At 37.9% G+C, this 21,612-nt stretch carries 19 protein-coding genes, 6 tRNA genes and 1 other annotated feature (1 of these 26 only partly in view); of the genes, 22 read left to right on the top strand and 3 right to left on the bottom strand.

Annotated features, from left to right (window positions below; all coding sequences use genetic code 11):
• Window positions 1-144, top strand: a binding site (T-box leader); it begins 34 nt to the left of the window's first position.
• 192 nt (window positions 145-336) lie between these two features.
• From glyQ to J416_RS05465, 9 genes are all read left to right on the top strand, one after another.
• Window positions 337-1,230 carry a glycine--tRNA ligase subunit alpha gene (gene glyQ, locus J416_RS05505; protein WP_003466533.1) on the top strand — a complete coding sequence of 298 codons (894 nt, stop codon included), beginning with the start codon at window positions 337-339 and terminating at the stop codon, window positions 1,228-1,230.
• Window positions 1,217-3,313 (top strand): glycine--tRNA ligase subunit beta, encoded by a 2,097-nt coding sequence (gene glyS / locus J416_RS05500; RefSeq protein WP_003466532.1) that lies wholly within the window; start codon window positions 1,217-1,219, stop codon window positions 3,311-3,313. Before glyQ ends, glyS begins: the two co-directional genes overlap by 14 nt.
• Window positions 3,314-3,334: 21 nt before the next feature.
• On the top strand, window positions 3,335-4,174 hold the full coding sequence (locus tag J416_RS05495) for a pyruvate, water dikinase regulatory protein (protein ID WP_003466531.1): 840 nt from the start codon (window positions 3,335-3,337) through the stop codon (window positions 4,172-4,174).
• Between the two features lie 320 nt (window positions 4,175-4,494).
• Complete coding sequence (gene dnaG / locus J416_RS05490; RefSeq protein WP_003466530.1) at window positions 4,495-6,300, top strand: DNA primase; 1,806 nt, start codon at window positions 4,495-4,497, stop codon at window positions 6,298-6,300.
• A 21-nt stretch (window positions 6,301-6,321) separates the two neighbouring features.
• Window positions 6,322-7,437, top strand: coding sequence for an RNA polymerase sigma factor RpoD (gene rpoD / locus J416_RS05485; RefSeq protein WP_003466529.1), 1,116 nt, complete (start codon window positions 6,322-6,324; stop codon window positions 7,435-7,437).
• Between the two features lie 134 nt (window positions 7,438-7,571).
• Complete coding sequence (locus J416_RS15055) at window positions 7,572-8,102, top strand: hypothetical protein (RefSeq protein WP_003466527.1); 531 nt, start codon at window positions 7,572-7,574, stop codon at window positions 8,100-8,102.
• A gap of 149 nt (window positions 8,103-8,251) precedes the next feature.
• Window positions 8,252-8,605 (top strand): cytochrome c550, encoded by a 354-nt coding sequence (cccA, locus tag J416_RS05475; protein ID WP_003466525.1) that lies wholly within the window; start codon window positions 8,252-8,254, stop codon window positions 8,603-8,605.
• A 104-nt stretch (window positions 8,606-8,709) separates the two neighbouring features.
• Window positions 8,710-9,408, top strand: a complete 699-nt coding sequence (locus J416_RS05470; protein ID WP_003466523.1) for a tRNA (adenine(22)-N(1))-methyltransferase — start codon at window positions 8,710-8,712, stop codon at window positions 9,406-9,408.
• Window positions 9,408-10,526 (top strand): Nif3-like dinuclear metal center hexameric protein, encoded by a 1,119-nt coding sequence (locus tag J416_RS05465; protein WP_003466520.1) that lies wholly within the window; start codon window positions 9,408-9,410, stop codon window positions 10,524-10,526. The genes J416_RS05470 and J416_RS05465 overlap by 1 nt, the downstream gene beginning before the upstream one ends.
• A gap of 116 nt (window positions 10,527-10,642) precedes the next feature.
• Here the strand turns inward: J416_RS05465 and J416_RS05460 are convergent, their stop codons facing one another.
• Entirely contained in the window at window positions 10,643-11,590 is a 948-nt protein-coding gene (locus J416_RS05460) for a 4-hydroxy-3-methylbut-2-enyl diphosphate reductase (protein WP_003466517.1), read from the bottom strand.
• 151 nt (window positions 11,591-11,741) lie between these two features.
• Between J416_RS05460 and J416_RS05455 the strand changes: the two genes are divergently transcribed.
• Window positions 11,742-13,049, top strand: coding sequence for a DEAD/DEAH box helicase (locus tag J416_RS05455; protein ID WP_003466514.1), 1,308 nt, complete (start codon window positions 11,742-11,744; stop codon window positions 13,047-13,049).
• Between the two features lie 22 nt (window positions 13,050-13,071).
• Window positions 13,072-13,965: a deoxyribonuclease IV gene (locus J416_RS05450; protein WP_003466512.1), complete on the top strand. Its 894-nt coding sequence runs from the start codon at window positions 13,072-13,074 to the stop codon at window positions 13,963-13,965.
• 77 nt (window positions 13,966-14,042) lie between these two features.
• On the opposite strand, the gene J416_RS05445 is transcribed toward J416_RS05450, so the two are convergent.
• On the bottom strand, window positions 14,043-14,327 hold the full coding sequence (locus J416_RS05445; RefSeq protein WP_003466510.1) for a DUF2624 family protein: 285 nt from the start codon (window positions 14,325-14,327) through the stop codon (window positions 14,043-14,045).
• Between the two features lie 136 nt (window positions 14,328-14,463).
• On the opposite strand from J416_RS05445, the gene J416_RS05440 reads away from it, so the two are divergent.
• Window positions 14,464-14,901, top strand: a complete 438-nt coding sequence (locus J416_RS05440) for a DUF4190 domain-containing protein (protein ID WP_003466508.1) — start codon at window positions 14,464-14,466, stop codon at window positions 14,899-14,901.
• Between the two features lie 64 nt (window positions 14,902-14,965).
• Here J416_RS05440 and ispG read toward each other — a convergent pair whose 3' ends face one another.
• Window positions 14,966-16,069, bottom strand: coding sequence for a flavodoxin-dependent (E)-4-hydroxy-3-methylbut-2-enyl-diphosphate synthase (gene ispG, locus J416_RS05435; RefSeq protein WP_156809520.1), 1,104 nt, complete (start codon window positions 16,067-16,069; stop codon window positions 14,966-14,968).
• A gap of 189 nt (window positions 16,070-16,258) precedes the next feature.
• Here ispG and J416_RS05430 point away from each other — a divergent pair, with 189 nt between their 5' ends.
• The 10 genes from J416_RS05430 (at window position 16,259) to J416_RS05385 (ending at window position 21,559) form a co-directional block, all read left to right on the top strand.
• On the top strand, window positions 16,259-16,906 hold the full coding sequence (locus J416_RS05430) for an NfeD family protein (RefSeq protein ID WP_003466503.1): 648 nt from the start codon (window positions 16,259-16,261) through the stop codon (window positions 16,904-16,906).
• A gap of 232 nt (window positions 16,907-17,138) precedes the next feature.
• Window positions 17,139-18,773, top strand: a complete 1,635-nt coding sequence (locus J416_RS05425; protein ID WP_003466502.1) for a Na/Pi cotransporter family protein — start codon at window positions 17,139-17,141, stop codon at window positions 18,771-18,773.
• 168 nt (window positions 18,774-18,941) lie between these two features.
• A tRNA-Asn gene (locus J416_RS05420) sits at window positions 18,942-19,016 on the top strand.
• A gap of 3 nt (window positions 19,017-19,019) precedes the next feature.
• Window positions 19,020-19,096, top strand: a tRNA-Met gene (locus J416_RS05415).
• An 11-nt stretch (window positions 19,097-19,107) separates the two neighbouring features.
• Window positions 19,108-19,183: transfer RNA gene (locus tag J416_RS05410), tRNA-His, on the top strand.
• A 17-nt stretch (window positions 19,184-19,200) separates the two neighbouring features.
• A tRNA-Ile gene (locus tag J416_RS05405) sits at window positions 19,201-19,277 on the top strand.
• An 11-nt stretch (window positions 19,278-19,288) separates the two neighbouring features.
• A tRNA-Ser gene (locus J416_RS05400) sits at window positions 19,289-19,381 on the top strand.
• Between the two features lie 29 nt (window positions 19,382-19,410).
• Window positions 19,411-19,486: transfer RNA gene (locus J416_RS05395), tRNA-Phe, on the top strand.
• Between the two features lie 138 nt (window positions 19,487-19,624).
• On the top strand, window positions 19,625-20,236 hold the full coding sequence (gene sodA, locus J416_RS05390) for a superoxide dismutase SodA (RefSeq protein ID WP_003466501.1): 612 nt from the start codon (window positions 19,625-19,627) through the stop codon (window positions 20,234-20,236).
• A 108-nt stretch (window positions 20,237-20,344) separates the two neighbouring features.
• Window positions 20,345-21,559 (top strand): MFS transporter, encoded by a 1,215-nt coding sequence (locus tag J416_RS05385; RefSeq protein ID WP_003466500.1) that lies wholly within the window; start codon window positions 20,345-20,347, stop codon window positions 21,557-21,559.
• Window positions 21,560-21,612: the final 53 nt, after the last annotated feature.

Here is a 21,612-nt window from a genome sequence, read left to right as displayed (position 1 = left end):
TATCTTTTAAGCGAGCTCGGGACGGTGGAAGCTGAGTAAGACGAAATGAGGAAGGCGCTCTGGAGCAGATCAATAAAAGTGGCTATTCTTTGTACGATGACTGAATAGCAAATAGGGTGGAACCGCGGATAACCCGTCCCTATGCTTTAACACAATCACGCGTTAAGGCATAGGGACGGGTTTTTGTGTTTGCCTTTTTACTAATTTTTGTTGTTTTATAGATGATTCGCTATTCGGCAAATGATTACACCTCGCACGCAACTGCGACATCTGCACAAGTGTATGAATGAACAGCAATTTATTTAGAAACATGAATAGATAGATGGAGGGTGAACGATGAATATTCAAGAAATGATTTTGACATTGCAGAACCATTGGTCTGATCAAGAATGTATTTTAATGCAAGCATATGATGTTGAAAAAGGTGCCGGAACGATGTCACCAATGACTTTGCTCCGAAGCTTGGGGCCAGAGCCTTGGAATGTCGCTTACGTTGAGCCGTCAAGAAGACCAGCGGATGGACGTTACGGCCAAAATCCAAACCGTTTATATCAGCACCACCAATTCCAGGTCATCATGAAACCTTCGCCTGACGATATACAAGAACTTTATCTTGAGTCGCTACAAAAATTAGGGATTGATCCTTTGGCACATGACATTCGTTTTGTTGAGGATAACTGGGAAAATCCAACCCTAGGTGCAGCCGGTTTAGGATGGGAAGTATGGCTTGATGGAATGGAAATCACCCAGTTCACATACTTCCAACAAATTGGTGGTTTAGAAGCCAATCCAGTATCAGTCGAAATTACTTATGGGATTGAAAGGCTAGCTTCTTATATTCAAGATAAGGAAAATGTGTTTGAATTGAATTGGACAAATGATGTAACCGTAGGAGATATCTTTTATCAACCGGAATATGAACATTCTACGTACACGTTTCAAGAATCGGATACAGATATGTTATTCAACCTATTTACGACGTATGAAGCAGAAGCGAATCGTGCGATGGAGAAAGGTCTTGTGTTTCCTGCCTATGACTATGTATTGAAATGTTCACATACATTTAATTTACTTGATGCAAAAGGTGTAATATCCGTAACTGAGCGTACAAGCTATATTGGTAGAGTTCGTCAGTTAGCTCGCGAGATAGCAAAATTATATGTCGAACAACGTGAACAATTAGGATTTCCGATGTTAAAGGGGGATAAAGTAGGTCATGAAAACAACTAATGTGTTATTTGAAATAGGATTGGAAGAAATGCCCGCTCGCTTCATGGATGACACAGAACGCCAAATCAAAGAGAAAACCATCAACTGGCTAAACGATATACGTTTGTCTTATGAAACCGTACAAACATTTATTACGCCTCGAAGAATTGCTGTATTAATCAAAGGATTACAGAACAAACAAGACGATCAAGTCGAAGAGGCGAAAGGTCCAAGCGAACAAATTGCAGTGAGCGAAGATGGTGAATGGACGAAGGCTGCCATTGGTTTTTCCAAAGGACAAGGAAAATCAACTGACGATATATACTTTAAAGAAGTGAAAGGGACAAGGTATGTATATGTTGAAAAATTCATCGAAGGGCAAAAAGCAGAAGCATTACTCCCTGAATTTCGTGAAATTATCACAAGTTTGCACTTTCCAAAAAGCATGCGTTGGTCTGATCAGACGTTAACGTTTATTCGCCCAATTAAATGGATGCTTGGCTTGCAAGATCAACAAGTGATCCCATTTGAAATTGCTGGGGTAAAAACGAGCAATGTCACGTATGGCCATCGTTTTCTTGGAGATGTTGTTACAGTCACCGACCCGCTTCAATATGAACGTTTGCTTAACGAGCAGTTCGTCATTGCAGATGCAGAAAAGAGAAAAGAAATGATTCGTACAGGTATTCAACAGTTAGCTCACAATCAAGATTGGACGATAACGATTGATGAAAAGTTATTAACAGAAGTGACGCATTTACTCGAGTACCCAACGGTGTTTTATGGCACATTTGATTCGAGCTTCTTGCATATTCCAAAGGAAGTTTTAATTACTTCTATGAAAGAACACCAACGTTATTTCCCGGTAGAAAATAGCGAAGGTGAGTTGTTACCATACTTTGTCTCTGTGCGTAACGGTACCGATGAGTATATTGATAATGTCGCTAAAGGGAACGAAAAAGTGTTGCGCGCAAGGTTGCAAGATTCGCAATTTTTCTATGAAGAAGATCAAAAGCATGCCATTGAAGCCTACACGAAACAATTGGATCGTATGGTGTTTCAGGAACAGTTGGGAACCATTGCAGACAAAGTGAATCGTATTCGAGAAATTGCCCAAATCATTGCAGATCAACTGCAACTTTCCGATAAAGAGAAACAACAAATTCAACGCGCCGCAGAAATTTGTAAATTTGACCTCGTGACGAATATGGTTGATGAATTCTCTGAGCTTCAAGGAATTATGGGGCGAAAGTATGCGCTAATTTTTGGTGAAGACGAAACCGTTGCACAGGCCATTGAAGAACATTATATGCCAAAACATGCGAATGCCAAATTACCAACATCGGTCGTCGGTAGTGTTATTAGCATGGCAGATAAATTAGATACAATTGTTGGCTGTTTTTCAGTTGGAATTATTCCAAGTGGTTCACAAGATCCTTATGCATTGCGACGTCAAGCGATTGGTACGTTAGAAATTTTAAATCACAACCAATGGCCATTAAATATTAGTGAATTAATCGAAAATGTACAATCTATCTTCAAGCAGCGAAAATTAGACGCATCAAGTGAAACGAAAGTATTTGACCAATTGGATACATTTTTCAAGCAACGAACCGCATATATTATGAAAGAAGCAAAAATTGAATCTGATATTATCGATGCGGTACTCGTCCAACCGTTGACACAGTTTTCATTTATGATGGAAAAAGCAAAACTTTTATCTAATAAACGATATGATGTTTGGTTTAAAGAAAATCAAGAAGCGTTTGTACGTGTGATTAACTTAGCGGCAAAAGCAAATGAAGAAGATGAAGTAAACCCTACATTATTTGAAAATAATCAAGAAGAGCAATTATATGCAACGTATCAAAAAGTGTTACCTGACTATCAAGACGCACTAACGAATGGTGATGCTAGTCAGGCACTTGATACTTTATCTGTATTAACAGAACCAATTCATGCGCTATTTGATCATACGATGGTGATGACGGAAGATGAAAAACTCCGCTCAAATCGTTTGGCTTTATTAAAAGCAATTGCTGATACTATTAAACAATTTGCAGATCTTTCATTAATTCAATGGAAGCAGCATCAAGGCGCTTAAGGCAGGAGGAAACAGGCAGCAATGGATAAAAGAATTGTCTACGTCGTGTCTGATTCAGTTGGTGAGACAGCGGAGTTAGTTGTTAAAGCCGGTTTAAGCCAGTTTATGGAAGAGCATGCGTATGAATTATATCGCATTCCATATGTTGAAAACACTGAGGTTTTGCGTGGAACCATTTACCACGCAAAACAGACCGGTGCATTTGTTGGATTTACACTCGTTAACCCTGAGTTGCGTCATTTTCTTATCAAGGAAGCCCAAGAGAAAGAAGTGGAATGTGTCGATATTATGGGCCCCATGTTGGAAACGATGCAACGAACTTTTCGTAAACAACCGAAACAACAACCAGGCTTGATTCACCAATTAGATGAAGATTATTTTCGACGGATTGAAGCAATTGAATTTGCCGTCCGATTTGATGATGGAAGAGATCCAAGAGGAGTAACGCAAGCTGACATTGTATTAATTGGTGTTTCACGTACTTCGAAGACACCATTATCTCAATATTTAGCGCATAAACAATACAAAGTGGCCAATGTACCGATTGCGCCTGAGATCGATGCGCCGAAAGATTTGTTTCACATTCCTAGTCAAAAATGTATCGGTTTACGGATCAGCCCAGAAAAATTAAATGGCATTCGTAAGGAACGCTTAAAAACATTAGGATTAGACAATCGCGCCAGTTATGCAAATATAGATCGAATCTACGATGAGTTGGCACATTTCGACAAAGTAATGGAACAATTGAATTGTCCTGTGATCGACGTATCTCATAAAGCAGTTGAAGAAACGGCAAATATTATCTTGAACATGGTAAACCAGCCATACTGGAGTATCGATCAGGAAAAAGAAAATTTATAATGCAAATTGGTTGGAAAGAAAATTTTTTTATATTATAATTAATATTTGCGAAAAATACTGTATGCGATGTATATTTTCATAAAATAAGTGAATTCTTAAAAAGAAAAGAAGGATTTTGCATATATTTGTAGAATTATTTAAGTATGTCGAAAAAGACTTTTCGACAGTTTTTGATTTAATTGTTTATGCATGGATAGGCCTTGAGGTTTAAATGAAAACATAAAGAGGTACGATATAAATAGAACGAAATGTTTATTTTGTACTTCTGTGTATAAAAGATGATGTTTGAAGACTGAAGTATTAGAAATTTGGTGATAAGATTGACAGAACGTGTAGCAAATCAGGAAGTGGAAGCCATACGTCAATCGAATGACATTGTAGATATTGTGGGAGAATATGTGCAACTAAAAAAACAAGGCCGAAACTTCTTTGGTCTATGTCCCTTTCATTCAGAAAATACACCATCTTTTTCCGTCAATCAAGACAAACAGATTTTTCATTGCTTTGGTTGTGGAAAAGGTGGGAATGCGATCACCTTTATGATGGAAATCGAAGGGTTTACGTTTCAACAAACGATGGCTTATTTAGCAGAAAAAGCCGGAAAACCTATACCACAAGATTTTCAAGATACATCGTCAAACCATTCATCTGAAGATCAGGCCATCTTAGAAGCTCATCAATGGTTAACAAAACTTTATCATCATTTGCTTAGGCATTCACAAGATGGCAAACAAGCGTTAGCATATTTGCACCAACGAGGTTTCACAGATGAAACGATTGATCAGTTTCAGATCGGGTATTCGCCAAATTCCAGAGATTTTGTCGTCCAATTTCTTGAGAAAAAAGGTTTTCACCGACAAACGATGGTGAAAGCTGGCCTATTAACAACAAACGACCAAGAACATTATTATGACCGTTTTCGCGGGCGAGCAATATTTCCCATTCGAAATCATATTGGTAAAACGGTTGGATTTGTCGGTCGCGCCATTGATGGGCAAGAGCCGAAGTATTTAAATAGCTCTGATTCTTCTTTATTTCAAAAGAGTAAGTTGCTTTACAATTTCGATTTAGCGAGAAGTGAAATTCGTCGAAAAAATGAAGCGATTTTATTTGAAGGTTCACTTGATGTAATGGCAGCATATCAAGCCAATGTAAAAAACGGAATTGCTTCACTTGGTACCTCTTTAACAGAAACGCATGCAAAAATGTTAAGAAGGTACGTGGATACTGTTTTACTATGTTATGACGGTGATGATGCTGGACAAGAGGCGACATATAAAGCGTTGAAATTATTAAAAAAAACTGGATGTACGGTGAAAGTCGGCGCTATGCCACATGAGTATGATCCAGATAGCTATATACAATCATATGGAGAGAATGCCTTTGTATCGAATGTGATTCATCATAGTGAATCGGATATGACGTTCCTTATGCGTTATTATAAGAAAGATTTTAACCTTCAACAAGAAGGAGATCGGATTCGTTATGTGGAAAGTGTAATAGACGAAATAGCGCAATTGGAGCGTCCAATTGAGAGAGATCATTTTATTCGAGAATTAGCTGAAGAATTTTCGTTGTCACTCGATATTCTGAAGCAAGAATTGAATGCTCGAATTCAAAGTAATCAGCAGATGACTGATAAGCGCACAAACTTTGGTCATACTAATCATGGATCGAACTGGAAGCTACCTGAACGAAAGGCCTTCCATAATGCAGAAAGACAATTGATTGCTTATATGCTACAAGATGAAATGATTGCTGAGAAAGTGAAGGAAGAAATTGGGTCAAGATTTAATATCGAAGCCCATCAAATTATCGTTACTTACTTATATGGTTATTATGAAGAAGGCAACGAGCCAGATCCGAGCCATTTTCTAACGTACATTGATGATGCAGATATTCAGCAAATCGTAGTTGAATTATCGATGGTCGAGAATGATTGGGAAATCACAAATAGGGAATTAGATGATTATATCCGTATCATTTTGGCTGAACAGACGGATCACGCAAAAATTAAGCAATTGGAAAAAGAGCAAAAACAAATTGAAAAATCTGATCCATTAAAAGCAGCACAAATTGCGATGGAAATTATACAGATTAAGAAGCAATTGAAAAATTTGATTTAGTCTTTGGAAGGAGGGGCACTCATGACAAATAACAATTCATCAAGTTCAAAGGAAACAGAACTTACATTAGACCAAGCAAAAGAACAATTATTGGAACTAGGAAAGAAACGTGGTGTTCTAGCATATGAAGAAGTAGCCGAGCGTTTGTCCAGTTTTGAATTAGAATCTGAACAAATGGATGAATTCTATGAGTACCTTAGTGATCAAGGGATAGAAGTGATTGGGGACACAGAGGAAGATCCGACCATGCAACAACTATCCAAAGAAGAAGAATTTGATTTAAATGATTTGAGCGTGCCGTTAGGTATTAAAATAAATGACCCTGTCCGAATGTATCTGAAGGAAATCGGACGTGTTGACTTACTCTCTGCTTCTGAAGAAATTGACTTGGCCAAAAAAATCGAAGAAGGCGATGAATATGCGAAGAAACGTTTGTCTGAAGCCAACTTACGTTTAGTTGTTAGTATTGCGAAGCGTTATGTTGGTCGTGGAATGCTATTTCTTGATCTGATTCAAGAAGGTAATATGGGGTTAATCAAAGCGGTGGAAAAGTTTGATTTCCGTAAAGGGTTTAAATTTAGTACGTATGCCACTTGGTGGATCCGCCAAGCAATTACTCGTGCCATTGCCGATCAAGCACGTACCATCCGTATTCCAGTGCATATGGTGGAGACCATTAATAAGCTAATTCGTGTGCAACGGCAATTGTTGCAAGACCTAGGTCGTGAACCGACACCTGAAGAAATTGCTGAAGATATGGATTTATCCCCAGATAAAGTAAGAGAAATTCTTAAAATCGCACAAGAGCCTGTATCATTAGAAACACCAATTGGTGAAGAAGATGATTCACACTTAGGTGACTTTATCGAGGATCAAGAGGCGACTTCTCCTTCTGATCATGCGGCATATGAATTGTTAAAAGAACAACTAGAAGATGTATTAGATACATTAACGGATCGAGAAGAAAATGTCCTTCGCTTGCGTTTTGGATTGGATGATGGTCGTACGCGGACTTTAGAAGAAGTTGGTAAAGTATTCGGTGTTACACGTGAACGAATTCGTCAAATAGAAGCCAAAGCATTGCGGAAATTACGTCATCCAAGTCGTAGTAAACGATTGAAAGATTTCTTAGAATAAATGTTTTAATGATTTATCATGAATATATGAAAATTTGAGGTGCAATGTTTTTGCACCTTTTCTTTTGTTTTCCTTTATTCAACTTCATTCGTTGCCGATATAAATAATAAATGCAAAATAGAAGGATGAACGATATGGACGAAGAGCGGAAGGAATTAATCATTGAAGAAATAAAGTATTGGAAATCACATCAATTGTTACCTGCACAGTACTGTGATTTTTTACTTGCATTATATACGGAAGGAAATCAAACACAAAAGTCGAAAAAAGGTAAGACACCATTTTTTTTATTGTTTTATTTTGTAGACGCATTATTGTTAATATTCCCTTTTTCGTTGTTTTTATTGGAAAACTTTTTCTTAGAAATATTTATAACTATCATTATTCTAGGAATCGCCTTTTTCATGGTGTATTGGTTTCGTAGGGACGAACGTCTCCATGATTTTGTTGCTATCACGGTCTTCTTAACGTTATTTTTGTTTACGACGTCGATATTGTTGCAGCAATTTATCGGAGTGACTTGGGTGACATTTTCCTGGTTAATGCTAAATAGTATAACTTGGATCATCTATGGAAAAACAAAGGGACATGTAGATTTGCAAGTAAATGGAATTTTTTACTTAATCATCGTGTGTATTATGGTTGGATTTCACTATATTCAATAAAGATTATATCAATTTTGTGAATTTTAAAGTCGTTCCCCTTTTCTTACACGTTAATTTACAGTAAAATAAAGGTGGTCTTTACTCTAAATACATAAGTAAAATCGAATGGGAAATCATAGTTTATGCATGACGACAAGGAGGAAGCTCGAATGAAGAAAAATCCAATTATACCTTTTGCTATGATCGCTGTTATTGGAATTGTTGCGATGATTGTTTTATCACAATATGGATTAAATCATCAACAAGCGCAAAACGCTGAAGGTGGTGAAGAAGAAACAGTCGAACAAGATCCAGAAGCTATTGCCCAAAACTGTATTGGTTGCCACGGCGGTGATTTAGAAGGTGGCACTGGCCCTAGTTTACAAGATGTAGGTAGCAAATATAGCCAGGAAGAAATTTACGATATTATTATGAATGGTATTCAAGGTACACAAATGCCTGGTGGCCTTGTTTCAGATGGAGAAGCTGAAGTGTTATCTAAGTGGCTAGCTGAAAAGAAATAAGATTAACAAAAGCTTTCTGTTTTTCGCAGAAGGCTTTTTCACATAGGAGAGTAATGAATTAATACAAGTTAATGCTTTTTTATAACAAAGAGAGGATTGCTATCATGCTTTCAAATCGGTTAAGGAAAATTGCACATTTTTTAGATGATCCCATTCGAATGGTTGATATTGGTTCAGATCATGCGTATTTACCGATCTACATATGCCAACAAAACCTTCATGCAAGAGCGATTGCCGGTGAAGTTAATCAAGGTCCCTTTCAACGAGCGAAGGAATCGGTACATGAAGCAGAATTAACTCATCGTATTGATGTTCGTCATGGTAACGGTTTAGATGTTATCGTTGCTGGCGAGGTAAGACAAGTGACGATCGCCGGTATGGGTGGAAAATTAATTCGAGAGATACTAGAAAAAGGAAAAACGAAATTAAAGACAATCGATCAGTTAATTTTACAACCGAATATTGATGCAAATCTATTAAGACAATGGTTATTCGATCATGATTATGCGTTAACAGATGAAGTTATTATTGAAGAAGACGGGTATATTTATGAAATTTTAGTGGCGCATGCTGCTAGAAGTGAGCAGCCTTATCCAGATGATCGATTCAAAAGAGAAAAGTATTTTTACTTTGGTCCCTACTTATTACAAGCATCAAGTGATGTTTTTATTCGCAAGTGGAAACAGGAACTAGAAAAGTTATGTTACATACGAAAACAAATGGAACGAGCGAAAACAAAGCCATTCGATAAAATTCAGCAAATCGATCAAGAAATACAATGGATCAAGGAGGTTGTTGATTGATGAACAAGTTGGTAACAGTAAAAGATGTGATTCAATTATTTGAAAGATGGGTACCCCAACAAGTTGCTGAATCATGGGATAATGTTGGTCTTCAAGTAGGTAAGGAGGAGCAAACGGTACGAAAGATTATGATTACGCTTGATGTTGTGGAATCAGTAGTTGATGAAGCGATTGAGAAGGAAGTGGATTTCATCATTAGTCATCACCCTCTCTTTTTCCAAAAGCTCCAACAACTTGATCTTTCCTCGCCAAAAGGAAAAATAGTGGAGAAATTAATCCGTCATGATATAAGTGTATACGCAGCACATACGAATTTAGATGTTGTACAAGGCGGCGTAAATGATATGCTCATAGATCGACTTCAATTAACCGATTGTCATGTGTTAGTACCTACAAACACTGAACAACTATTGAAACTAGTAATTTATGTACCACAAACGCATGTCAATCAGCTGACGAAAGCTGTTGGGGATGCCGGAGCTGGACATATTGGAGACTACAGTCATTGTACATTCCGAACATCAGGTACAGGTGCATTTCAGCCACTAGAAGGTACGAATCCATATGTCGGTCAGCAAGGTGAGATAGAGGAAGTGGAAGAGTATCGGATGGAGACAGTGATCAAACACTCAGAACAAACGACGGTGTTACAAGCGGCTGAACAAGCACATCCATATGAAGAAATGGCTTATGATTTGTTCCCACTGGCGATTGAGGGTGAATCCATTGGCTTAGGTCGTATAGGTCGCGTTCATCAATCCATGACACTAAGAGAATACGCGAACTTTGTCAAAGAAGTACTTGATGTTCCTCAATTACGTATCGTTGGTGATCCGAATGCTACAATTGAGACAGTTGCGGTATTAGGTGGTAGTGGAAAAGGATTTATCAGTCAAGCAGCTGAAGCGGGGGCAGATGTGTATATCACAGGAGATCTTACATTCCATGAAGCACAGGATGCAGAAGAAGCAGGGATACATCTTATTGACCCTGGCCATCATGTAGAAAAAGTAATGAAACAAGGCGTTCAAGCCTTTTTTGACAAACATAAGGATAAACTTGGTGAGACAGAAGTGATCGTTTCAGAACAATCGACAGAGCCATTCCGTTTTCAATAGGTTTGGTGCAAAAGGAAATTCGTTGTTGCAAAAATAAACCCGAATGCTAGCTAAAATCGAAATCAGCGAACATTCGGGTATAGATCACTACTATTCTTTCGTCTCAACCTCATTTTTTACTTTGCCTTTACTTTGACTTTCGGAAGAATCTTATTTTGATCAACTTTTGAACTCCGGTCCCATGTGGATTGATCTTCCATATCATATTTTTCAATAAAACGGATGACTTCTTTGGCAATCGGTGTGGGAGTAGAAGCACCTGCTGTTACGGCAACCGTATCGATACCTTCTAGCCATTGGTACTGGATCTCAGACACATCAGCTATACGATAAGCTTCAGTTCCCGCCTTTTCTTTTGAAACCTGTGCGAGTCGATTAGAGTTATTACTACGTGGATCACCGACAACTAATGTGAGATCTGCATCTTTCGCTTGCTCAGCTACCGCTTCTTGTCTCACTTGTGTCGCCATACAAATTTCTTGCTCCATTTCGGTTTGCGGATATTTTTCTTTTACTTTTTGCATGACATCATAAACATCCCATTGGCTCATCGTCGTTTGATTCGTCACTAAAACTTTGTCACTTTCGATGTGTAAATCATCGACTTCATCTTCGGTTTGAATTAAATGAACTTCATTCGGCGCAACACCAACTGCTCCTTCAGGTTCTGGGTGGCCTTTCTTGCCGATATAGACAATTTCATATCCATTTTTCACTTTTTCCCTAATTAAGTCATGTGTTCTAGTTACATCTGGACAAGTGGCATCTAATACAGTTAACCCTTTGGCTTCTGCTTTTTGTTTCACTTCTGGAGAGACACCATGAGCGGTAAAAATCACTGTCCCATCATCAATGTCATCTAACAAGGCAGCTCGGTCTTTACCATCCAATGTATATACGCCTTGCTCTTCGAACGCTTCAGTTACATGTGAGTTATGAACAATCATACCTAATATATAAATCGGACGAGGCAGATTAGGATCTTTAATCGCATTTTGAGCGATGACCATTGCATCGACTACACCGTAACAATAACCCCTCGGTGCAATTTTTATGACTTCCATTCTGGTTCCCCCTCTGTACTTTCTTGAATGGATCAAGTAAAATATAAAATAATTGTGGATTTAATGTCCAATACTTTTATTATAAAGGGTATTGGCTCAATTGACAAAATAATTCGATAAAAATATAAATGTAGAATAGAAGGTGATCAAGATGACGCAACCATCATTTAACAGATACGATTTTCCTGAATGGATCGATTCGGTCATTAAGCAATTGCATTTTCAGCAACCGACACCAATACAAGAAAAAGTCATCCCACAAGCGATCGAAGGGAAAAGCATTATTGGACAATCAGAAACTGGTTCTGGGAAAACACATGCTTATTTATTACCGTTATGTAGTCAACTGGACGAAAATATTAAGCAAGTCCAAATGATTGTGACAATGCCTACTCGTGAATTAGCGATGCAAGTGTTTGATGAAATCAAGAAAATGATCAATTATGCTGGAAAACAAGAAACCATCAAAGCAAAGCTCGTCATTGGTGGCACGGATAAAAAACGAATGATTGAAAAACTTCAAGAGACACCACAAATTATTGTAGCTACACCGGGACGTTTACGCGATCTGGTTGAAGAGAAAGTATTGGATATCTATTCAACTAAAGCTTTTGTTATTGATGAGGCTGATTTAATGGTCGAACTCGGATTGATCGAAGAGATTGATCAAATTCTTCTTCGAACTGATCCAGGTTTACAGACCCTTTTATTTTCGGCGACCATACCTGAGCAATTACAACCATTTTTACGTAAGTATTTTGAACAGCCTACTTATGTAAAAATCGACGATCAATTTACACCAAAAACAATGGAGCATCGATTGATCCCATTAAGGCATCGTACGCATGGAGAAGTGATCGGACGTATTTCTGAAGTGATTAACCCCTATTTAGCGATTATCTTTACGAATGGTAAAGAGCATGCGAATCAGCTCCATGACGTACTGATTGAAAAAGGACTAAATGTTGGATTGATTCACGGTGGATTGAACCAACGTGAGCGGAAAAGGGTATTAAAAGAGATTCAAGACTTACGGTATCAGTATATTGTGGCAACCGATTTAGCTTCTCGCGGTATTGATATTCAAGGTGTCAGTCATGTCATTAATGCAGAGATGCCCAAAGAAGAAGATTTTTATGTCCATCGTGTAGGTAGAACAGCGAGAGCAGGCTTGGAAGGGACCGCCATTAGCTTATACACGGACGATGACACGAAATTAGTTGATAAATTAGAGAAAAAAGGTTTACAATTTGATTATTATGATATTGTAAAGGGTGAATGGAAAGAAATTAAACCATTACACGCTCGCCAAAAGCGAGTGAATCAAGAAACAGATGTTGAAAAACAAGCTTGGAAGAAAGTTCGTAAGCCTAAAAAGGTCAAACCTGGTTATAAAAAGAGAATGAAAAAGCAAAAAGATCAAATGAAAAAACAAATAAAACAAAATCGAGGGAAATAAAGGGGAAAGGTGACGAGTTGTTATGTTGAAAATTGGTTCACATGTATCCATGAGCGGAAAGAAAATGTTATTAAAGTCGAGTGAAGAGGCCACTTCATATGGCTCTTCCGTGTTTATGATCTATACTGGCGCGCCACAAAACACACGTAGGAAAGCCATTGAAGAATTAAATATTGAGGCTGGACGTCGCCATATGCAGGAGAATGGCATTGACGAAATCGTTGTACACGCACCTTATATTATTAATATCGGTAATACGAAAAAGCCTGATACCTTTAAATTAGGTGTCGATTTTCTAAAAAATGAAATCAATCGGACAGAAGCGATTGGTGCAAAGCAAATTGTTTTACACCCTGGTTCACATGTCGGCGAAGGTGCGGATAAAGGCATTCCAAAGATTATTGAAGGTCTGAATGAAGTTCTTGATCCGAATCAAGATGTACAAATCGCATTGGAAACGATGGCTGGTAAAGGGTCTGAAATCGGTCGTACCTTCGAAGAATTGGCTGAGATTATTGATGGAGTGACCCATAATCAGCAATTATCAGTTTGTTTAGATACATGTCATATTCATGATGCAGGTTATCCGATTACGAAGGACTTTGACGGTGTATTGGAGGAATTTGATAACGTCATTGGACTGGAACGATTGAAGGTTGTGCATGTAAATGATAGTAAAAATGTTCAAGGCGCACAGAAAGACCGACATGAGAATATTGGTTTTGGTCATATTGGTTTTGACACGCTAAATCAAATTGTTCATCATCCGCAATTAGAAGCGTTACCGAAGATTTTAGAGACACCTTATGTGGGTGAAGATAAGAAAAATAAAAAACCGCCATATCGACATGAGATCAGTATGTTACGTGAAAAAACCTTTGATGAAGGATTAAAACAGAAGATTATGGAATCTTAAGATAAAAGCTTGGCTAATGTATATGCCAAGCTTTTATACATATATAATACTGCAAAATGTATGAATAGGTTAAGCGCCTATCTAAATAAGTGTTCGAAGCCATATTCTCGAATCAGTTCATTAAATAATTTTTGACAGGCTTTAGCTGTATTGATATCTGTTATCTGAGCTAATTTTTTAAACATTTGAGCGCGATCATTTGCATCTAATGGATTATAGCGATTGGATTGCAGTTGTTGAACAATCAAATTCGCTTGTTTTGGCTGTAAGGGAATATTATACTTTTGCGCATACTTTAGTATTTCGTTGTCGGTTAATGAGGATAGCTTTTTTTGAATCAAATGTTTCGTTATTCCGTCCATAATCATACTCCTTTCCATGATAGAGTATGCAATGACATGTTTAATGGTGAGTAAGCGAAGAAATTACCAAGTAAATGTGTGTTGGATTGTGGCATACTACAAATGTACCTCTATTATGGAAAGTGAGGGATGTAGTATGCCAGATCATGAACAAAGTCGAGAGCAACACGAACAAAATGATTTAGAAGTAAATGATGCTGTCGATTTGCAAAATAAAAATGCCACTTTAGGCAATTCACAATTTGTAGAAACGGACGAAATGTATTCCGTTGATCGGGTACACAAACGCCAGCCAGAAGTATCCGAAGAACTGTCTGCAAATGATTTTAATCAGCCAATTGAATCAGATGAACAAGAGACCCAAATGCAAAAAGATGTAAATACCGTCTATGGTTGGGCGGGTCTCATTGTAGCGATCGTTTCCTTTTTTATTTGGCCATTAGTCATGTCGATCGGGGGAATCGTGTTAGGGATGATTTCGAAAAGTCAAGGGGCGGATACGCTTGGCAATGCAGCAATCATTGTCTCTGCCATTTCCCTTGTATTGTCATTAATCTTGATCCCAATGTTTTAACGCAATAACAAAGCTAGCCTATTCTGAGGCTAGCTTTGTTATCCTTATGTGAAGCATGTAGCATTTACGCTTCTTGTTCTTCTTTTTGTTGTTCAAAATATTCTTCAGCGATTTTATCGACTTCCTTCTTCAATTCATCCACCATGATTTCTTCCGGAACCTTACGAATAATTTCACCATGACGGAATAGAAGACCTTCACCTCGTGCACCAGCAATACCGATATCTGCTTCTCGTGCTTCACCTGGTCCGTTTACTGCACAACCAAGCACTGCTACTTTGATCGGTGCTTTAATTGTAGAGATATATTCTTCCACTTCATTCGCAATGCTGATTAAGTCGATTTCGATTCTTCCGCATGTCGGACAAGCAATGAGAGTAGCAGCGTTTGAAGCAAGGCCAAATGTTTTTAACAGCTCCTTAGCTACTTTTACTTCCTCAACAGGATCGGCACTTAAGGAAATACGCATTGTACTTCCAATCCCTTTACTTAAAATGGCTCCCATACCTGCAGCACTTTTAATACTGCCAGCAAATAGTGTACCAGACTCGGTGATGCCTAAGTGAATCGGATAGGAAATGTGCTCAGCTGCTTTTTCATAAGCTTCAATAGCTAAGTTAACATCCGATGCTTTTAATGATACGACAATATCATGAAAATCAAGTTCCTCTAAAATCTGAATATGGTGAAGCGCGCTCTCTACCATTCCATCAGCTGTTGGATATCCATACTTTTCAAGAATATGTCGTTCTAATGAACCAGCATTAACCCCAATACGAATAGGAATCCCCTTTTCTTTCGCTGCATTCACTACTTCTTCGACGCGCTCACGCTTCCCAATATTACCCGGGTTAATTCTAATTTTATCAGCGCCACCTTCAATAGCCATTAACGCAAGCTTGTAGTTAAAATGTATGTCAACGACCAAAGGAATATTGATTTGTTTTTTGATCTCAGGAATTGCATTTGCAGCACGTTCATCTGGGCAAGCTACACGAACAATTTGGCAACCCGCTTCTTCTAAACGGTTAATTTCGTTAACAGTTGCTTCAACATCGTGTGTCTTCGTTGTTGTCATTGATTGAATGACTACTTCATCTCTACCACCAACAACAACATTGCCGATACGTACTTGTCGTGTATCTTTACGATGTGTGATAGCCATAATTAAAATCGCTCCTTTAAAATAAACAATAGAGTTATCACAAAGTATTACGTTTATCCTTTTCTATTATAATGCTTATGCTGAAAAATGAGAAGTATCTCAACTTATTTTTCGCTAAATTTCAATAAAGAATTGAAACTATTGGTAAATAAGATACGTATGTTATGATAAGAAGAAATGGAGTGATTAAATATGTTTGCGATTACAACGGATTGGATGAGCTTCCTCATTATCGGGTTTGCGACATTATTTTTAATCGGAGAACTTTTAGTCAATGTAAAGGGAATTTTTAGTATTATCGGCTTTGGATTTCTCACTGTTTATTTTGCTTCATCTTTGGATCCAGGCATGTTCTTCCTAATGGTTGCTTTATATATGATGGGTTTAGGGTTGGTTTTAATTGATGGGAAAATTATCAATGATGGAACATTAGCGGTTATTGGACTTGTAATCATGATCATTTCGGTCGGTTTTACCGCTCCAAGCTGGAGTTCAGGATTATATGCAGTATTGGGCGTTTTCATCGGTGGCTTCTTGTCGTTTGGATTTTTAAAAGTATTCCCAAAGCGGCGAATGTGGTCTAAAATTCCTTTAAGCGATCAATTAACAGAAGAAAAAGGGTATTCCACGATGAACCAGTCTTACTATCATTTAATCGGAAAGCAAGGTTACACCATTACAGATATGCGCCCGATTGGTACGATTCGAATTGATGAATCAGAATATAGTGCGATTACCGAGGGGAAATGGTTGAAGCGAGATACTCCAATTCAAGTGGCTGATGTTGACGGTACCCGTATTTTAGTGAAAGACATAAGAGAACGTACGAAAAAGGCTTAGTAGATAAGCCTTTTTTTCTGACGATACGGAAAGTAAATATTTTTTTGTAAACTGAGTGTAAATTTTAATAAAAAACCTTTACAAAACCTTCATAAAAGTTTAATAATGTATAGGTGTGTGTGACATTTGTCTAATCATGTTAGAAAAGTTAGATTAACGTCAATACCATACAGATTCTATAGTAATTTGGGGACACTAACAATTAAGCTCAATGATGAAGGGATGAATCATGTTGGATGTAAATGTGCAAACAATGATTTTTGAATTTATTGGCGGTTTGGGTATCTTTCTTTTAGGGATCAAGTATATGGGAGAAGGGTTGCAACAAACTGCTGGTGATAGGTTGCGTGATGTACTCGATAAATTTACAAGTAATCCATTTATGGGTGTACTTGCTGGGATGGTAGTAACAATACTAATACAATCAAGTTCGGGTACGACGGTATTAACAGTCGGACTGGTTAATGCTGGATTTATGACACTGCGGCAATCGATCGGTGTCATTATGGGGGCGAATGTCGGTACAACGGTGACCGCTTTTATTATCGGGATTGACATTAAAGAATATGCTTTACCGATACTAGCTATTGGTGCACTTATTTTATTTTTTATTAAGAATCAAAAAGTTCAAAATATTGGTTTAACGATTTTTGGATTTGGTTCATTGTTCTTTGGTCTCGATTTAATGGGATCGGGTTTATCACCACTAGAAGATGTGCAAATGTTTCATGACTTGACCATTTCAATGTCTGAAACCCCAATTTTAGGTGTTGTTATTGGTACGGTGTTTACGATTGTTGTTCAGAGTTCGAGTGCGACTATTGGTATTTTACAAGGGTTATTTGATCAAGGCGCTATTGAATTACGTGCTGCTTTACCGGTATTATTTGGTGATAATATTGGGACAACCATTACGGCTATCATTGCTTCCATTGGTGCTACAGTGGCCGCGCGTCGAGCTGCCCTTACACATGTGATCTTTAACGTGATCGGTGCAAGTGTTGTCATTCTTATCTTGCCAATTTACACAGTATTTATAGAAAATTTACGTGGCTGGTTAGATTTAAACCCTGAGATGACACTTGCCTTTGCACACGGTATCTTTAATATTTCAAATACGATTATACAGTTTCCATTTATTGGCCTTTTGGCGCTCGTTGTGACAAAAATCATTCCAGGTGAAGACAACGTTGTTGAGTATAAACCGAAACATTTAGATCCGATCTTTATTCATCAGTCACCATCTGTTGCTTTGGACCAAGCAAAAGTCGAAGTGATTCGCATGGGTGGTTATGCACATAAAGGTTTAGAAGAGACGAGTAAATATATGAATAGTTTGAACGAAAAAGATGCAGAGATGGCTTTGCAAATAGAAGGTGCGATTAATCATTTAGATAAAGAAATCACTGGTTATTTGGTTGAACTTTCAGGCAAGAATTTTTCCGATGCAGAACGTAATGAACATTCAGCATTAATAAATGCGGTTCGAGACGTTGAACGGATTGGTGATCATTTTGAAAACATTATTGAATTGGTTCAATACAAAATTTCCAATAAAGTAGACATTACTGAACAAGGTATGATTGATCTGAATGAGATGTTTAACCTTACAAATATTGCTGTGAAAGAAGCAGTACAGTCACTTGAAGAAACGGACCGTGAAAAAGCACTATCTGTCATTCAAAAGGAAAAAGAGATCGACAAAATGGAAAAATCACATCGTAAAAAACACATTATTCGTTTAAATGAAGGGGCATGCTCCGGAACGGCGGGTATTATTTTCGCTGATATATTAAGTAATCTTGAACGAATTGGTGATCATGCGGTAAACATTGCGGATGAAGTATTAGGTGAAAAACACAATTAAAATGAGGAAGGTTTGCCATGTACGTCTACAGACATGGTAAACCTCTTATCTATAAAAGAAATACGGAAAAAGATGAAAAAAGTAGTTGACGATTATGTTTTGTTGTGATAAATTATTAAATGTCGCTTCGATGCGAATCATACATATCATGTTAACTTATTTCTTTATTCCACAGTAGCTCAGTGGTAGAGCAATCGGCTGTTAACCGATCGGTCGTAGGTTCGAATCCTACCTGTGGAGCCAAATGGCGGTGTAGCTCAGCTGGCTAGAGCGTACGGTTCATACCCGTGAGGTCGGGGGTTCGATTCCCTCCGCCGCTACCATCATTAACATGGCGATCGTGGTGAAGTGGTTAACACATCGGATTGTGGTTCCGACATGCGTGGGTTCGAACCCCACCGGTCGCCCCATGTTCAGATATGTTATAGGACCCTTAGCTCAGTTGGTTAGAGCTATCGGCTCATAACCGATCGGTCGCAGGTTCGAATCCTGCAGGGTCCACCATTAGATTATTCGGAGGAGTACCCAAGTCCGGCTGAAGGGAGCGGTCTTGAAAACCGCCAGGGGCTTTGCGGCCCGCGGGGGTTCGAATCCCTCCTCCTCCGCCATACATATTACTTCGGGAAAACATAACTTAGGCTCGGTAGCTCAGTCGGTAGAGCAACGGACTGAAAATCCGTGTGTCGGCGGTTCGATTCCGTCCCGAGCCACCATTTCAACAAGCTTACATTTAGCTTGTTTTTTTATTATCAGTAAAGCTTATTGTTTGCAATATTCTCCTCTGTTTTGATAGGATTTAAACTAGGAAGTTAACAAAACTTTCATATTCTAGTAAATAGGAGGAATGGAAAATGGCAAACTTTACACTACCAGATCTACCTTATGCATATGATGCGCTTGAGCCACATATCGATAAGGAAACGATGAATATTCACCACACGAAGCACCATAATACTTATGTTACAAAATTAAATGCTGCATTAGAGGGGCATGACGATTTGGCAAATAAATCCGTTGAAGACATCCTCGCTGATCTTGATGCAGTACCATCTGAAATTCGCACAGCAGTGCGTAATAACGGTGGTGGACATGCGAATCATAGCCTGTTTTGGACAATTCTTTCACCAAATGGCGGTGGTGAACCAACAGGTGAACTAGCGGATGACATTAATAGTACATTCGGTAGTTTTGATCAATTTAAAGAAGATTTTAAAGCAGCTGCAACAGGCCGTTTTGGTTCTGGTTGGGCATGGTTAGTTGTCAATAATGGCAACCTTGAAATCACTAGTACACCAAACCAAGATACACCAATTTCAGAAGGAAAAACACCGATCTTAGGTCTTGATGTTTGGGAGCATGCTTATTACTTAAAATATCAAAACCGTCGTCCAGATTACATTGCTGCTTTCTGGAATGTGGTTGACTGGGATAAAGTAGCTGAGCGTTACAACGCTGCTAAATAAGTATCATGATACAGAAGAGTACAGGTATAACCTGTACTCTTCTTTTTTGTATATGTCTGTCTATTCTCGTTCAAAATAAACCTTAGACGCAGAACGAGGAGTATATCAATGAGACATTTTAATTGGTTATGGAATCAAAATATCCCTGTAAATCGTGATTTAGTATTACTGTTAACAATTGGCGGACTGTATTCATTAGCCACTTTTTTATCGAATACGTTTGTCAATGTCTTTCTTTGGAAACAATCAGGGGAATATATTGATATTGCATTATACAATCTGTTTGTTTATTTACTACAACCCACTGCATTTTTAGCAGCAGGTAAATTGGCTAAAAAAGTAGACCGTACGATGATTATAAGACTCGGTGTGATCGTACTTTCTTTATTTTACATTACCGTATTAGTTGTTGGAGATGTAGCGTCTCAAATTCCGATGTTATTAGGTGCCATTTTAGGCATCGGATCTGGTTTTTATTGGTTAGCGTTCAATGTATTAACATTTGAAGTTACGGAGCCGGAAACAAGAGATTTCTTTAATGGTTCATTAGGTACATTGCAGTCCTTCGGAAATATGATTGGTCCTATATTCGCGGGGTACATTATTACGCAAATGGATAACTTTAAAGGGTACAGTTTGATTTTCTTTTTATCATTTGTATTGTTTGTTTTAGCAGTTGTCTGTTCATTTTTCTTAAAGAAACGAAAAGCAACAGGGCATTTTTATTTTCGTAAAGTGCTGAAAGAGAAAAAGCGAAATTCAAATTGGAAAAATATTTTATATGCCCATGTATTTCAAGGGTTACGTGAAGGTCTGTTTATTTTTATTATAGCGATATGGGTTTTTGTCGTCACAGGTAGTGAATTTAAACTGGGGACATTCAATTTTGTCTTAGCATTCTGCTCATTCATTGGCTACTTTGTTATTGTCCGATTAATAAATAAGGAAAAACGGGCGACTGCCATTTTTATAGCTGGTATCACACTATATGTGGCGATTAGTATTTTTATTTTTTATACGACGTACACGACATTGGTGATTTACGCGATTGTAATTGGCTTTGCTTATCCAATTTTTAACGTTCCATTTGTTTCTTTGACCTATGATGTAATCGGAAAATCAAAAAATGCTCGTGAGTTAAGAATCGAATATGTAATTATTCGTGAATTGTTCATCAATGTTGGAAGGGTTTGTGCCATTGGATTGTTTTTAGTATGTGTACTGATGTTTGATCCCGTAGTGGTCATTCCGATTTTACTTTTAACGCTTGGGAGTGGAAATTTTATTGCCTATTTTTTTGTACGAAATATTCAACTTTTGTAGCTTCACTTATGTGTATAAGCGTTTCTTCATGTTATAATGATAGTGATATGAAG

The organism is Gracilibacillus halophilus YIM-C55.5 (assembly GCF_000359605.1).
Taxonomy (GTDB): domain Bacteria; phylum Bacillota; class Bacilli; order Bacillales; family Amphibacillaceae; genus Gracilibacillus; species Gracilibacillus halophilus.
This window is presented reverse-complemented; position numbering and strand designations above follow the sequence as displayed.